The following is a 15,254-nucleotide window of genomic DNA, read 5'->3' as shown; positions in this document are numbered from 1 at the left end:
GGGCCCGCCGCGCGCCGTAGGCCCCTCGCCTCGCGGCGACACGTACGTCGCCGGAGACAGCCCCACCGGCTTCTCAGAACGCGTTGCGCAGCCGCAGCCGCAACGGGCGGCCGTCCGGATCGACGATCACACGGTACAGCGGCGTGGCGAGCAGCCGCTGCCCCCGTGAAAGCTCCGGTGGCCGGTAGGTGCGCAGACGTCCGGGCGGCCTGGGACCGCAACGGCCCCTTTCGTGCCAGGAGTCGAGAGCGGCTGCCGCCGCCGCGAAGGCGTCGAAGGCGCCAACCGGATCGCACAGGACGTCGGGGGCCTGCAGGTCTCCGGGCTCCTCCCGGTCCAGGTGCTCGCGCGCGAGCATCAGCCGGAGGTCCCTGGCGAGGCGGCGCGCGCCGTCGCCCAGGCCGGCGGGGTCCTGCGGTTCTCGGAGGTCTGTCGTCTCGTCCAGAACGGCGCAGCTGAGTTCGGAGTCGTGCGTCCAGGAGCGCAGGTTGATGTTGTCCGAGCCGACCGCGGCCCACACGTCGTCGATCACGCACACTTTGGCGTGCACGTACACCGGTGTCCCGGCATGGTTCTCGAGCCCGTATACCGCGACCCGCCCGCCCCCCGCTCTCCGCAGGGTCTCCAGGGCGGTGATGCGGCCGATCAGGTTCATCGGCAGCGTGAGCGGGCCGTCCTGATCGGGGACGGAGGGGATGACAGCGATGAGGCGTAGCCCGGGGTTGGCTCGGAGCGCCCGGGCGAAGTACTTCACCACGTGCGGGGACCACAGGTACTGGTCCTCCAGATAGATGAGTGCCCGGGCCCGCCGCAGTGCCTTCAGGTAGGCACGCGCGATGCTGCGCTCGCCGTCGGGGGCGAAGTCGTAGCCCTGCAGCAGCCGGTTGGGGTACGTGCGCAGCACCTGCACCGTGTGCGTGCCGCAGGGCGGGGGATCGGGCAGCTGAGGGGGCAGTGGGTCCGCGTGGGTGTCCTCGCGGTGCAGCCTTTCGCGCAGCCGGGACAGCGGGCTGCGGCTGAGGGGCGCCGGGTCGGTCCAGCGTTCCCGGAAGACGGTCTCGATATCGCCGACCGCCGGGCCCCGGATCGCGAGCTGGATGTCGTGCCAGGGCGGATGCGGTCCGTACGCGTCGGCGATGGGCTGGGCGCGTTCGTCGCCGCGGTGGTCGATGTCGTCGTTGCGGTTGTGGGACAGGTCGATGCCACCGATGTACGCGACGTCGAGCGCGGGGCGCCCAGGATGGCGCAGCACGACGCACTTCTGGTGGTGCGAGCCGCCGGGACGGACTCGCATGTCCAGCAGGTACTCGCCGCCCCCCGCCCGGACCTCCTTACCGAGGTGGCGGTTCTCCTCCTCACTGAACTGGAAACTGTCCAGGTGGGATAGCCACACCAGACCCTTGACGACGACTCCGCGCTCGGCCGCCTCGCGTAGCACGGTGCCGATCTCGGTCCCGGGGCCCGCGAGCCGCTCGTCGGGATCGCCGCGCCAGTCGGTGAACAGCAGCAGGTCTGCGGCCCGCAGAGCGCGGACGGCGGCGAGCAGCTCGGCGAAGTACGTCGCGCCGTGGACCAATGGGCGCGCTTCGTTGCCGACGGACCATGCCGTCCCGTCGGGCCGCCGACGGTCCAGGCGGGTGGCGGGATTGCCGCGCTCACTGGCCGTCAGCAGCCAGTCGGTGGGTTGCACGGAACGGCACCTCCGACCTGCGACCGCAGCCCTCACGTGTGCTTCCAGCGGTCTGTTTCGTACCACTCTCGTACCGACGACCCCGTGGATCGACATCTGCGCCGACCCGTGGGAGGCCCTCGTGCCCACCGTAATGCCCCGCTGGCTCCGACCGGCAGACTACGTCTGGCGCGGTGCGTCGTGGACGAAGGTCGGCCGGCGAGGCAGGTGGCAGTCCGATCGGCGGCCGGAAACACCCGCTGCGATCCGAGGAGGACCATGCCGAACGCGAGGGCTCGCCGTCACCTCTCCGCTGTCCTCGCTGCCGAGCCGGAAGTGCCGTACGCCGAGGCCGAGATGGAGGACGCCAGCCTCCGCGGCCACAGCGTGCCCCTCAAGCAGGCGCTGGATTCGGTGTCCGCAGCGGTGACCACGACCAGCGGGAGCAGGCCGAGGCAGTGCGTTGGCGGCACGGCACCTTCTTGTCGCCGTCGTAGCCGCGTGTGGCGGCCGGGACCGTGGCTGCCGCACGCAGCGACTGTGAGTCGATGATCCCGGCGCTGGTCGGCAACGCCGTCCACTCCGCCACCGGATGGCGCCCCCGCCACCTGCCGATCCGCGCACCACCGCCCCAGCACCGCGCCCGGCGACGCTCTCCTACTCAGAGTGACCGTTGGAACGGCTCCTCAGACCGGGAATGCTCACTTCCACCGACAGCAGCCTGCTCGTCCAGCCCGGATTACTGCGTTTCCGCAGGATCCAGTGCGCATCAAGTCGCGGATCCTGGATTACCGTCCAGGATCCGCGACTCCATTAGCGATGAAGACAGTTCGTTAGCAGTGGATGAGCAAATCCACAGCTTCCTTAGCCATGACTGCGAGCAGTAGCGGTCGGTTGTACGGCACTTCCGTCAGCCTGCGGGTCGCCGGTTCGGCACGATGGTTCGGCGGTGGCGGCGAGCAGGGCGGTGTCGTCGTCGACCCGGTCGGGGGTGTTCAGCAGCTCCAGGGCCCGTTCGGTGATCTGCTGGGGGTCGGTGCGGGCGGCGGCGGGCAGCGCGCCGCAGGTCTGGCGCAGGGCCGCCAGGCAGTCGTCCAGGGACATCGCACGGTTTTCCACCAGGCCGTCGGTGTACAGCAGCAGGCTGGTGCCGGGCGGGAACGCCACCTCGCGGTCGACTGGGGTGCTGCCCAGTCCCAGCGGCAGCGCCGGGGGCAGCTCCAGGTAGGCGGTGTCGGCGGCTACCAGCAGGGGCGGCAGGTGCCCGCTGGCGGCGTAGCGCAGGCGGTGGCGGTGTGGGTTGTAGACCGCGTACAGGCAGGTGGCGAAGCGTTCGGTGGCGAGCGACTGCAGGTAGGCGTCCAGCCTGGCCAGCACCTGGGCCGGGCCGGCGCCCTCCATCGCGAGGCTGTGCAGGGCGGAGCGGAGTTGGCCCATCACGGTGGCGGCTTCCACGTCGTGGCCCATGACGTCGCCGATGGCCAGCCCCACGGCACCGTCGGGCAGTGCGAGCACGTCGTACCAGTCGCCGCCGACCTCGGCGCCGCGGTTGCTGGCCCGGTGGTGGGCGGCCAGGCGCACCCCGGGCACCTGGGGCAGGCGGTGGGGCAGCAGGGCGCGCTGCAGGGTCAGGGCGAGGCGGCGCTCGTTGTGGTACCGGGTGGCGTTGTCGTAGGCCAGGGCCAGGCGGTGGGCAAGGTTCTCCAGATACTTGTGTTCGACCGCGGAGTAGTCGGTGTGCCTGACCAGTACCAGGGCCCCCAGTGTCTGGTCGTGGGCGTGCAGCGGCAGGGTCAGCACGGTGGCGGGCGCCGGGTGCGGGCTGGCTGGGGCTGGGGCGGTGCCGTTGATCGCGTGGGTGGCGGCGGTGGCCAGGGCCTCGCGGGCAAGAAGGGGGGTGCCGGCCGTGTATGCCGGGGGCGACTGCGCCGGGGCGGATGCCGCGGCGGTGAGGTGGATGCTGATCTGGTCGGCGAAGTCGGGCAGCAGGATCTGGCCGGCAGTCTGCAGTATCTGGTCCGGGTCGAGGGTGGCGGACAGCCGCAGGCCCGCGTCGGCCAGGGATGCCAGCACGGCCAGCTGGTTGCGGGTCTCGATCAGGACCTTTTCGCGCAGCCGGGACAGTTCCAACCCGGTGCGGACGCGCGCCAGCAGCTGGCGCGCGGAAAAGGGTTTGGCCAGGTAGTCGTCGGCGCCGGCGTGCCGGCCCTGCACGGATTCCTCCTCGCCGGCGCGGGCAGTGAGCAAGACGATGGGCAGGCGGGCGGTGCGCGGGTCGGCGCGCAGCGCCCGGACCAGCTCGAAGCCGTCCATGCGGGGCATCATCACGTCGCTGAGCACCAGCTCCACCGGCTGCGCCAGGGCCATCTCCAGGGCGGCTCGGCCGTCGGCGGCGAGCAGCACGTCGTAGTCGGGCTGCAGGAGCTGGGTGAGGTAGGCGCGTATGTCGGCGTTGTCGTCGACGACCAGCAGGCGGGCCCGGTGGGGGCGGTCGGTTTCGTGCGGGCCGGGGCCGTGGGGGGCATCGTGGGTCGCGGGGGCGTGCGGGGTGCGTGCCGCGGGGGTGGCCGCGGCGGGGACGGGGTCGGCAGCCAGCCAGCCCAGCGCCTCGTCCACATAGGCCGCGGCGCGGCCGGGCCGGCCGCCTCCGCCTTCCCCGGGGCCTTCCCCGGGGGACCCGGCGCCGGCCGCGGGCGGTGCCGGGCGGGGCCAGCGGGCGGCGCCGAGGGGGAGGTCCACGGTGACGGTGGTGCCCTGGCCGAGCCGACTGTCCACGCCGACGGTGCCGCCGTGCGCTTCCACCAGGTCCTTCACCAGCACCAGGCCGAGGCCGCTGCCCTCGTGGGAGCGGGAGCGGGCGCCGCGGACCCGGTGGAAGCGTTCGAACAGGCGCGGCAGCTCGTCCGCGGGGATGCCGGTGCCGGTGTCGGTCACGGTCAGCCGGGCCCGGTCGCCGGCCGCGGCCACCTGCACCCGGGCGCCGCCGGTGAAGGTGAACTTCAGGGCGTTGCTGAGCAGGTTGAGGATGATCTTCTCCCACATCTCCCGGTCCAGGGACACCGGCTTGGGCAGCGGCGGGCAGTCCACCTCCAGCGTCAGCCCGGCCGCCTCGAAGGCGGAGCGGAACACCCCGGCCAGCTCGGCCGTGGCACCGGCGAGGTCGACCGGCTCGAGGGCCGGGCGCATCTGCCCGGCCTCGGCCCTGGCGACGTCCAGGAGGGTGTTGACCTGCTTCAGCAGGCGCAGGGCGCCGCGCTCGGCCAGCTCCAGCTGCTCGCGTCGCTCGGGCCGGTCCTCGTCGGCCAGGGCCTGCTGGAGCGGGCCCAGGAGCAGGGTGAGCGGAGTGCGGAACTCGTGGCTGACGTTGGCGAAGAAGGTGGTCTTGGCCCGGTCCAGCTCGGCCAGCGCCTCCGCCCGCCGGCGCTGCTCGTCGTGGGCGAGCGCGGCCGTCAGCGCCCCGGCCACGGCGGCGGCGAGCACCTCCAAAAAGTCCCGGTAGGCCCCGGCCGGCGGGAAGCAGGGGTTGACGCCCACCACCAGGGCGCCCCCCACCCGGCCCGCGCAGTGCAGCGGCAGGGCCAGCGCCTGCTCGACTGGGAGCCGGGGGGCCGCGGCGTGCTGCCCGGCCGTGTTGCCGCCGGTGAGCGCGACGGCTGGCAGCGTGGCAGGGGCACCGTCGGCGACCACCTGTGCCAGCCGGGCCGCGACCTCCGACCCGTCGGCCGCGCTCAGCGAGACGGCCTCGGGCGCCGGCCGGAGCCCGGCGGAGGCCGCCAGCCGCAGCATCCCCGGCTCGGAGGCCAGGTACAGGCCCAGGAACGGGATCTCCTCGGGATAGGAGCGCAGCACCTCCGCGACGACGCGGGCGACCTCGCCCGGGGTGGGCAGCCCGGCGGTGCGGGCGCCGGTCTCGCTCAGCAGGCGCAGCCGGCGCTCGCCCAGTACCCGGCCGGTGGTCTCGGTGATGATCTGCAGCACTCCGCCGGCGGTGCCGTCGTCCAGCAGCACGGGCTGGAAGGCGGAGTCGAAGTAGCACTGTTCCGGAAAGCCGTGGCGCTCCATGATGAGCGGCTCATCGGGGATCAGCAGGGGCTTGCGGGTGTCGGTCACATAGTGGAAGTGGGAGCTCACGGGGTGGACCCAGACCTCGGGGAACACATCCCTATAGGGCTTGCCGAGCGCCCAGGGGTGTTTGGCGCCGACGATGGGTGTGGAGCCCAGGTTGTACAGCGTGGCGAATTCGGCACCCCAGTACAGAGCCATCCCGTGCTCAGAGGTGAGCATGAGGCGCAGGGTGTCCACCAGGGGCCCCGGCCAGGACTCGGGGGGCCCGAGCGGCGTCGCCGCCCAGTCGATCCCGGCCAGAAGCTCGCCGAACGCGCCGGCCTCGGCGAACATCCGGGCCGCCGCGGTGCGCGGGTCATCGGGCCGGGTCATCGAGAAATCTTCCTCCTGGCGCCCATGTGATCCGCCCGCGCCCTCCCAAGGCTGCCGACGGCCACTTGCTGCGGACCTTCCGGGCAGATCGGACGCCGGATCCGACGGTTCTGGCTACACTTCTGCCAGAATTCCAAGGTTAAAATAGTTAAAACTATGATTTGCCCAGCAGTGTACGCTTGCAGCCGCACGCCGACGGCGGCGATCGTCGACTCGCAGTCCCTGTGGGCGGCCGACACTGTCGGCAGGGACGGCGGAAGGTGGCGGGCCGCAAAGGGCAGGTCGTGAACTGCCTGGGCTGCTGGTGGTGCTGGTCACCGCCGCGAGCGTCCAGGACCGGGATGCCGCGATGCCGCTGCTGCAGCGACTGCGTGAACTCCACCGCAGGATCACCCTGGCGTGGGCCGACCGGCTACGCCGACTCGTCGACTGGGCCCGCACCCGGCTCCGCCTCGCGCTCACCATCGTCAAACGCACCGATGATGCTACGGGGTTCGTCGTCCTGCCTCGCCGCCGAAGCCACCCCAACCTGGCGCGACCCGACCCCGTGGGACAAAACAACGTCCGCGGACGAAACAACGGAGAAAACGACCTCTCAGAGGTCGTTTCCGCTGGTGCTGGTGCTGGCTTATGGGTTCTCTGTCAGCGTTCGGTGCCGACCACGGAGGGCAAGCTTCCCGCCGGCCGGCGGGGCAGGTAATCGCAGGGCGCCGGCCGCGAGCACATCGGGCATAAGCAGCGGTTGAGGGCCGCACCCGGTGCCTGCTGGGGCGGCCCTCGGCACATGCGCTTACGAGGTCCAGCCGCCGTACGGCACGGTGATGAGTTCCATGGCGTGGCCCACCGGGTCCATGAAGTACACGCCGCGGCCGCCGTCGTTGTGGTTGATCGTGCCGGGCTGTTGCTGGCGCGGGTCGGCGTAGTGCTCGATGCCGCGCTACCTGATCTTCGCGTACGCCGCGTCGAACTCCTCTTCAGAGACCAAGAAAGCGTAGTGCTGGGGAGTGATCTTGTCCGCGGGGATCGTGGCGAAGTCCAGCGTGACGCCGTTGCTCAGGTCGACCGCGATGAACGGGCCCCACTCGGCGGTGATCTCAAGGCCCAGCAGGTCCGCCAAGAACTCTGCTGACTCCCGGTTGTCCCGGGCGTGGACGATCGTGTGGTTCAACTCAACTGACAAGGAATGCCTCCGAGGGCATCTCCTGACACCTCCATGCCTCACCCAGCCGGTGACCGACACGCGATGTTGCCGTAGATCCTAGTCGCTGTTGTCTACGAAGTGAGTCGGCGGCAGTTGATGAGCGCTGCGGCTATACCGACGAAGGCGAGGAAGTGCTCGGCCCTGCGTTCGTAGCGGCGGTGCAGGCGTCGGCATCCGGCCAGCCAGGAGACCGTCCTCTCGACGACCCAGCGGTGGCGTCCCAGGCGTGTGGAGGACTCGATGCCCTTGCGGGCAATACGGTGGCGGATGCCCCTCTTACGGTGCCATCTGCGCAGGTGGTCGTAGTCGTAGCCCTTGTCCGCATGGAGCTTGGCCGGGCGCCGACGACGCGCGCCGCGGCGGGAGCGGACGGGCGGGATCCCGCGTACGAGCGGCTTCAGGCCGAGACTGTCGTGCATATTGGCGCCGGAGATGCTCAGCGAAAGAGGCAGTCCGTTCCGGTCCGTGATCAGGTGGATTTCGATCCGCTCTTGCCGCGGTCGGTCGGATTCGGTCCGGTCAGTGGCCCCCTTTTGCCGCCCGGACGCTGACGGAGTCGATCGCGCAGCGCGACCAGTCCAGCTCGCCGCGGGCGCCGAGTTCGTCGAGGATGACGCGGTGGAGCCGGGCCCAGACCCGGTCCTTGCTCCACTGGGCGAAGCGCCGGTAGACGCTCTGCCAGCACGGGCCGAAGACGGGCGGCAGCTGCCGCCACGTACAGCCCGAGGTCGCCACGAAGATGATCGCGGCCAGGGCCTCGCGGTCACCCGCCCGTCGCCTGCCCCCACCCTGCGGACGCTTCACTTCCGTCGGCGGAACCACCCGCCGGAACAACACCCACAACTCATCCGGCACCAACCGCCCAGATCCGTCATGACAGAGAGGACAGACCCCCTGCTGCCGGACCGCCAGGACAAGACTCGTCTTTCGCCGTGACCTGGCCCCCTCAGAACCGGACGTGCGGCTTCACCGCATCCGGCTCAAGCAAGCCTGCCATCGCCAGCATCATGCAAGCGACGGCAAACGGACCACATAATGCGGCCGCTGGTGATCTGCACCCTGGTGGAGCAGGCAACGGCCAGGACGTAGCCCATGTTCCGGGCCTGCAAGGCTGTGCGGAACTGGGGGTCCTGGCCGCAGGCCTCGTCGCCGGTCACCCCGGAGGCGGTGATTCTGGCGTTCAAGACCGGTCGGCCGATGGCTTGATCAACAGCACCGGCCCTGCCCTGCCTTGCCAAGGCACGCGGCCAGTCTGTAGGGATGACAGGAGCCCGCCCGCCGCCACGGTGAGCGGTCTCCGCCCGACACGCTGAGGACCAAGGTCCCCGACGCCGTTGGAAGGCTCAGGACACCATGACCGTTTCCGCACCTGCCTATCGACGCTGCCCGAGAAGGGGTTCGAACGGGGAGAACATGCCATACGGGCAAGCCGCATTACGCAAGCGCTGTGAAGCGATTCTCAGTCATCTGGAGTTGTCGAATCCCTTCTCCCTCGACGATCTGTGCACCCGCATAGCCGAGCGGCGCGGCCGCGCCGTGCAGCTGCATCCACTGCCCGAGGAGGCCGCGCAGTCCGGCGTCTGCGGACTGTGGGTGGGCACGGACAGCGTCGACTACGTCTTCTACGAGGCCCGGACGTCGCGGCTGCACCAGGAGCACATCGTCCTGCACGAGCTCGGGCACATCCTGTTCGGCCACAACTTCCTCGAGGGCGAGGAGAGCGGCGACGGGATTCCGGTGGTCCGCGGGCGCACCGACTACACCACGCGCGAGGAGCAGGAGGCCGAGATGCTGGCCAGCCTGATCCGTACAAAGGCAGGCGAGATGCCTGGCAGGGAGCCTCACGGAGTGCTGGAGAAGCTCGGTTCCGCTCTCGGGGTGAGGTCCTCCGATGCAGGCTGACATAGCGGAGTTCGGCGACTGGCTCGCCGTCCCCAGTGTGCTCCTTCTTTGGTTCGCGGTGCTGGTGCGTTCCCGTTCCGCTCTGAACTCCCCGCGGCAGCGCGGCCTGTGGCTGGCCGTGGCCACGGCGGCTGCCGCTATGACGCTCAACCTGCCGTCGGTCATCGCCTTCGCCGAGCGCGACGCCGACCTGGTCCATGTCGTCGGCCTCGTACGGAATCTGATCGGGGTGCTCTCGGCAGGTGCGGTGCTGTACTTCGTCTGCGGCACCACGACCGGCCGGAAGTGGCAGTTGGCCTCGAGCGGCGCGACGGTCGTGCTCCTGGGCTCCATGCTCGCGCTCGATGTGGTCGCACCTCCGCATGGGCGGCACGGCATTCCTCCTGTCGGCGACCCGGTGCCGCCTCTCTCCTACTGGCTCACCCTGATGTTCGCCCACCTGCTTGCGAACACCGTCTGCGTCTTCGTCTGCTGGCGCTACAGCCGGCGGGCGGAGAATCCCGGACTGGCCGCCGGTCTGCGGCTGTTCGGTCTCGGCACCGCACTGGTCGGTCTCTTCTGGGTCGGCTACCTCCTCAAGGCGCTGTTCGGGACGGCCTGGCAGCTGCCGTACCTGCCGCTGCTGATGAACATGCACGGTGTGCTGCGCGCGGGGGCCGTCCTGCTCCCGACGTTCTACCTGCTGCGCCGGACGGTTGCCGACATGTCGGCCGCCTGGCAGTTGTGGCCGCTGTGGCGGGACCTGGTGCAGTCCGTGCCGCAGGTCGCCCTGCACCGGCCGCGTGCAACGCGGTGGGTGGAACTGCTGTGGCCGCCGCTGCCCCGTGATCTCCTCGTGTACCGCAAGGTCATCGAAACGCGCGACGCGATCCTGATGCTGGGCGAATACGTGGCACCGGGCACGCACGACCTGGCACGAAGTCATCTCAGGAGCATCGGCCGGGCTGCCACGGAGGCGTCCGCCGGGCCGCCGTCGCAGGCCGCGGTGCTGGCATGCGTCATCAGGGAGGCACGGCGTGCAGCAGCGGCGGGACTGCCCCGGCAGTCCCCTTCGTTCAGCGCACCGGTGATGGGCGGCAGCGACCTCGACGACGAGCGAAGATTCCTGCTCGACGTGGCCCATGCGTACCGGTCGCCCGTCACCGCCGGCTTCCGGCCGTCGCTCTGACGGGGACGACGCGCTCACCCGTTCTCCCGTTCCTTCCACAGAAAGCGATCATGTTGTGACCACCGTTCTGATCACTGGTGCCAGCGCAGGCCTGGGCGCCGCGTTCGCCCGCGGCTTCGCCGCCAAGGGCTGCGATCTCGTCCTGGTCGCCCGCGACAAGGAGCGATTGGAGGCAACCGCGGAGCACGTACGCACGGTCTACGGCGTCGCTGCGGACATCCTCCCGGCGGACCTGCTCGAACCGGCAGGGGTCCGGGCGGTCGCCGACCGGCTTGCCGATGCGGGCCGGCCCGTGGACATGCTCGTCAACAACGCGGGCTTCGGGCTGGCGGCACCTTTCCCGCACAGCCCCATCGAGGACGAGGAACGGATGCTCGACCTGCTGGTGCGGGTGCCGTTGCGGCTCACGCACGCGGCGGTTCCGGGCATGCGTGAGCGGCGCCGGGGGGCGATCCTCAATGTCTCCTCAGTGGCCGGGCTGCTGCCCGCGGGCACCTACGGGGCCGCCAAGTCGTGGGTGACGTCCTTCAGCGAGTCGCTGCGGGTCGATCTCGCCCCGTACGGGGTCCGCGTGCTGGCCGTGGTGCCCGGGTTCACCCGTACCGAATTCCAGGATCGGGCCGGAATGGACGTGAGCGCGCTACGCGACGCGGTGTGGCTCGACCCCGACGACGTGGTCGCCCAAGCGCTCAAGGACCTGGCCCGGCGGCGGCCGGTGAGCATCACCGGCTGGCGGTACAAGGCGTACGCGCAGGCCGTACGACACCTGCCGCGCCATCTGGTCGCCACCCGGCTGGCCCGGGCCCGACGGGCGCCTGCGGACGTCTGAGACGGGCCCGGGGCACCCTTCGGTGAACCTCGCCGTCGGTCACCTCCAGGCGCCGTGTGGTGTGCACGGCGTCCCGCTGCGCATGTTCCCGCCGAAGTAGCCGGTACGCGGGCAAGGCCGAGCATCAGGCCGACTAGGTTGGAAGGATGACGAACCTCGATCATCCGCGACTGTCCGGGCTGGGGCGAAACCCGGCAGCGCCTCTGAGGACGTCCTGGTCCGCCTGGCCGCCCACGCGGCTGGCCGGCACGGGATGTCGCTGCGCCGTGGGCGGCTGGCGGACGCTGTTGTCGAGGCTTTGTTGGCGCATGGTGGACGGCTCCACCGCAGTAGGCCTTCACGGAGACCGGATGTCCCCGGCGATGCGCCGCAGGATCGCCGAGCATCCCGATCCGGCGATCCGTGATGCGTACTCAGACTTCGTCCGCGACATGGTGGATCTTGGGGTGCCGATCGGCATCGAGGGCTTGGAGGAAGCCTACGGCCGGCCTCGGAGAGCTCTTGCCGCCGCCTCGAGTCCGAGGCTGCGCGCTGTGGTCGCGCGAGCCTGGTACGACCGGCCTGTCGCGGTGCAAGTGGAGCTACTTGCGGACCCGGATCCCCAGGTCCGTGCAGCCTCCGAGCACAGGCAGCCGGGCGTCCCTCCGGGGTGGAGGGACCGATGTATTGCCGATCCCGCCGTGCGGGTCAACGCAGCGCGCTACGTCCCGCTCACGTGGGACCAGTTTGCGCAGCTCATGCGAACCGAGGATGAGGACGTCTATCAGGCTGTGACCGGAAACCCCACGATGCAGCACGCTTCGCGTCACCTCGCTGCTCGACGCGGCGACCTCACCCGGGCGGCGCACAGGACTGCTCGACGCTGCCGACCTCCGTTAGAGGTCCTCAGTTCTTATTGAGTGACCGCGTAACCCCCGCGACGACTGCGGTCGTCAGCACCCACCCACTTGCGATCAGGACGTAGGCCAGCGACTGCACCCCACTTCCTGTCCAGTACCAGGCGCTGCGCTGGCCAAGGCCACCGATGGGGATGAGCAGGTCGAGGGTGTAGACGAAGGCGTTGAACGGCGGGCCCTGGCCGGGCTGGACCGGCTTGGGTGAGGATGCCGTGCTGAAGGTGGTGGTGCCCAGGATCGTCAGGGCCAAGATCCACAGCCCCGCGAGCCAGGGGCGGTAGCCGTACCCGACGGTGCCATCGAGCAGATGGCCCCAGGCTCGACCGGCAGGGCGCAGGGTGCTGCGGTAGTGCCGCTGCTTGGCCAGGAGCACGCGGCGCGCGTCGTCGTCGTGGCCGACCTGTCGGTACCAGCTCGCCAATTGCTCGTACGGTTGTGGGGCGTAGCCGGGCTCACGGCGGATCCACGCCACCCGGAGGACGGCCTTGTTGCCGTGCATGCCGTCCGCGGGCTGAAGGGAGTCGTAGACGAAACCCTCCAGCCAGACGACGTCGGGCCAGGAGCCCTCAGCGTCGTGCACAACCGCAACCCTGGCGCCTTGAAGATCTACTGCCCCGGAGGGTGGCGTGGCAGGGGTGAAGTGGAGATCACCAGCCTGCATGCGCGAGCAGTCGAGGTCCGCACCGTCCAGAACTGCGCCGTCAAAGGTCAGTCGATCCGCGATCTGTGCGCTTCGCAGCCGTATGGTGCCCTGCGCGGCGAATCCTCTGGAGAGGTTCACCGTGTCGATGATGGCGTTGTTTGCAGCCAGTGCCACTCGGCCGGGGTTGTCGATCGTGGCGCCGTCCAGGAATAGGCCGCCAGGCAAGTGCGCTCCCGGCAGCCGTATTCCGCCCCGTACGTTCAGGTCACGGCAGAACATCCCGCCCTCCAATACCAGGCCGCCGGCGAACACTGCCCAGCCCCCGGGTTCCGACAACGATGCACCCGTCAGCACCAGGCCGCCTGTCACGTGGGCGTTCCTCAGAGACAGCCTGCCGTTGATGATGGACCGCCTCAGATCGAGGCGGCCTTCGATCCGGGCCATTCCCGCGTCGAGGGCAGGAAGCCGGCAGTCGACAAACGCGACGGTCCTGGTCGCGGCTTCATAGAGGCTTGGAGGCTCGTCGAACGAGCAGTTTTCGAGACGGAACTCGTGCTCGATCTGGGCCCCGGCAAGATCGAGGTGGCCGGTGATGCGCGCGCCAGACACGCGCAGAGCAGCGATGGCACCGAGCTGCCCGGGGTTTCCGCCCAACAGCAGGGCAGTCAGAACGGCGGCCCGCACCTCGGTCTCAGGCTCCGGCTGCTCACCTTGTTCGCCATCCCTGTCGGCAGCACCCGAGCGCAGCTCTACCAGGCGCCCCTCGGGGAAGGCGTCCCACAACTCACGCTCAGCATCAGTGAATTCCTCGTACGACAGCATCCGAGCAGGGTAACGGCGAGGCTGGATGGGACCTGATCATCCTGGACACCGAAGTCGTCAACGACACCAGCATGAAACGGTGCTCTCGTGGCCCCCCACGCCGCAGTTTCCGGGCTTGGCTGTTGCGCCGCCCCGCCTCGTACGTCGCCAGCAGTGACCTTTGACCCGGTCGCCGCTCTGGCCGCCGGCGTTGTCGGCGGTCTCACCACCTTCTGGAAGGTCATGCAAACGATGCACTCTGTAGTGCGCCGCTGATCGCCCTCCGTGTGAAGGCTCCAGAAAATCGGCCTTCAGTAACGGGCCCTGAGATGAGTGGCTGCTCCCTCGCAGCGACAGCGGATGCGGGACAAGGCCGGCGAGCGGGATCGGGCAGAGCGGTGGCCGGAGTCAGGGCCCGATTCTGAAGTCGGCCTCGGTTGGTCAGCTCTTGCGACAAGGTGTCGTGGCCATCGCGAGTCGTTCGGCCTCACGGCACCGTGACTCGTATCCAACCGCTCCTCTATCGAGGCTGGTGAAGGCTCCAAGCCGAACCCGCCTGAGCACCTGATCACGGCACCACCAGAGAGATGAGTACGCGGACTCAGGACTCCAGGCTCCCCCGGGCGCGATGATGAAGATCACCGCGCCGCCCCCGACTTCCAGGAGTCCTGTGCTCAGCCGCATCGCCGCCGACCTCGTCTCCTCCCTCGGCCGCCTGACGACGTCTGCTGAACAGGCCACCGTCCCAGCAACCGGCATCCTCGTCGCCAACCACACCTCCCTGGCGGACCCGGCTATCGTGCTCGCCGCCCTGCGCCGGATGGACGTCGAACCGGTCATCCTTGCCACCGCCGGTCTGTGGCGCATCCCCGTACTGCGGCATCTCCTGGACCGCGAAGGCCATGTTCCCGTCTACCGCGGCACCACCCACGCGGCCGACGCTCTGGACAAGGCTGCGGCAGCGCTCGACGCCGGACGCCTGGTGCTCATCTACGGCGAGGGGCGCCTGCCTCGTCGCAAGGACGCCGCCGAGGCTGCTCCCGACTCATTTCGCAGCGGCCCTGCACGCCTCGCTGCCACCTCCGGCGCCCCCATCATTCCGATCGGCCAGGCCGGAGCCCGCCGCGTCACCTCCGGCAGCCCTGCCAAGCAGGTCGCAGGGCTCCTCACGGCCCACGTCCGCCTACCCCGCCTGCATGTGCACGTCGGCGCTCCCATTCAGCTGCCTTCCGGAATCGCCGCCGCAACCGCGGCCGCCCACCATGCCGTCACCGCCGCCTGGCGCACCGCTGCGCAGCGCCTGGGTGAGCCCGCAGGGCTTGCGGCTTGATCAGACCAGGCGGCTGCTCCGACCGGCCGGTGCCGGCGGTCTGCCCCTCGTCCCCCCAGCCACCCGCGCAGCCCGACTATGCGCTGCCGAACGCGTTTCCGCCGCCCGGCACCATTCAAAGGTGCGCGCTGAGGCTCGCTCGGGCAGGTGAGCCTGGGAGTCGTTTCTCACGGAGTTGGCCACCTGTGACCAGGCGCCTCAGCCACCTTCGGACGCTCCTCGTCCGAAGTGGCAGCCGTGACCCCGCATCAGGGCGTACTCGCGAGGGGAAAGTGGTGGCCCGCTAGGGTCTGTCGTCAAATGATCTTGCGTGGTGGATCATGGTCGGGTGATACGTCGCCATGAACTGTCGGATGCCGAGTGGGAGTTCGTCCGTCC

At 70.0% G+C, this 15,254-nt stretch carries 8 protein-coding genes and 2 pseudogenes; 4 read left to right on the top strand and 6 right to left on the bottom strand.

All coding sequences use genetic code 11. The annotated features are described in order from the left end of the window. Positions 1-73: 73 nt before the first annotated feature. The 5 genes and pseudogenes from ACFYWI_RS36160 to ACFYWI_RS36140 form a co-directional block, all read right to left on the bottom strand. Positions 74-1,690 carry a phospholipase D family protein gene (locus ACFYWI_RS36160; protein ID WP_389240036.1) on the bottom strand — a complete coding sequence of 539 codons (1,617 nt, stop codon included), beginning with the start codon at positions 1,688-1,690 and terminating at the stop codon, positions 74-76. 843 nt (positions 1,691-2,533) lie between these two features. After that, complete coding sequence (locus tag ACFYWI_RS36155) at positions 2,534-6,106, bottom strand: SpoIIE family protein phosphatase (RefSeq protein ID WP_389240035.1); 3,573 nt, start codon at positions 6,104-6,106, stop codon at positions 2,534-2,536. A 790-nt stretch (positions 6,107-6,896) separates the two neighbouring features. Next, a pseudogene (locus ACFYWI_RS36150) lies at positions 6,897-7,286 on the bottom strand (VOC family protein). Positions 7,287-7,378: 92 nt separating this feature from the next. Beyond that, positions 7,379-7,831, bottom strand: a pseudogene (locus ACFYWI_RS36145) (IS5 family transposase); the annotation flags it as partial. Beyond that, on the bottom strand, positions 7,827-8,111 hold the full coding sequence (locus tag ACFYWI_RS36140; protein ID WP_389240034.1) for a transposase: 285 nt from the start codon (positions 8,109-8,111) through the stop codon (positions 7,827-7,829). The gene ACFYWI_RS36140 and the pseudogene ACFYWI_RS36145, both read right to left, overlap by 5 nt. Positions 8,112-8,780: 669 nt before the next feature. Between ACFYWI_RS36140 and ACFYWI_RS36135 the strand changes: the two genes are divergently transcribed. Genes ACFYWI_RS36135 through ACFYWI_RS36125 form a run of 3 tightly spaced genes read left to right on the top strand, consistent with a single transcriptional unit; the run spans position 8,781 to position 11,206 of the window. Continuing rightward, positions 8,781-9,209, top strand: a complete 429-nt coding sequence (locus ACFYWI_RS36135; RefSeq protein ID WP_389240033.1) for a hypothetical protein — start codon at positions 8,781-8,783, stop codon at positions 9,207-9,209. Next, positions 9,199-10,377: an MAB_1171c family putative transporter gene (locus ACFYWI_RS36130; protein WP_389240032.1), complete on the top strand. Its 1,179-nt coding sequence runs from the start codon at positions 9,199-9,201 to the stop codon at positions 10,375-10,377. The genes ACFYWI_RS36135 and ACFYWI_RS36130 overlap by 11 nt, the downstream gene beginning before the upstream one ends. 55 nt (positions 10,378-10,432) lie before the next feature. Further along, positions 10,433-11,206: an SDR family NAD(P)-dependent oxidoreductase gene (locus tag ACFYWI_RS36125; protein ID WP_389240031.1), complete on the top strand. Its 774-nt coding sequence runs from the start codon at positions 10,433-10,435 to the stop codon at positions 11,204-11,206. An 885-nt stretch (positions 11,207-12,091) separates the two neighbouring features. Here ACFYWI_RS36125 and ACFYWI_RS36120 read toward each other — a convergent pair. Beyond that, a complete protein-coding gene (locus ACFYWI_RS36120) occupies positions 12,092-13,567 on the bottom strand; it encodes an oxidoreductase (protein ID WP_389240030.1) in 1,476 nt (491 codons plus the stop codon). A gap of 649 nt (positions 13,568-14,216) precedes the next feature. Here ACFYWI_RS36120 and ACFYWI_RS36115 point away from each other — a divergent pair. Next, positions 14,217-14,876, top strand: a complete 660-nt coding sequence (locus ACFYWI_RS36115) for a lysophospholipid acyltransferase family protein (protein WP_389240029.1) — start codon at positions 14,217-14,219, stop codon at positions 14,874-14,876. Positions 14,877-15,254: the final 378 nt, after the last annotated feature.

Origin of the sequence: Streptomyces sp. NPDC002889, from assembly GCF_042888425.1 — a bacterium.
GTDB lineage: Bacteria > Actinomycetota > Actinomycetes > Streptomycetales > Streptomycetaceae > Streptomyces.
The sequence above is the reverse complement of the archived record's forward strand: the minus strand, read 5'-3'. Positions and strand labels throughout refer to the sequence as shown.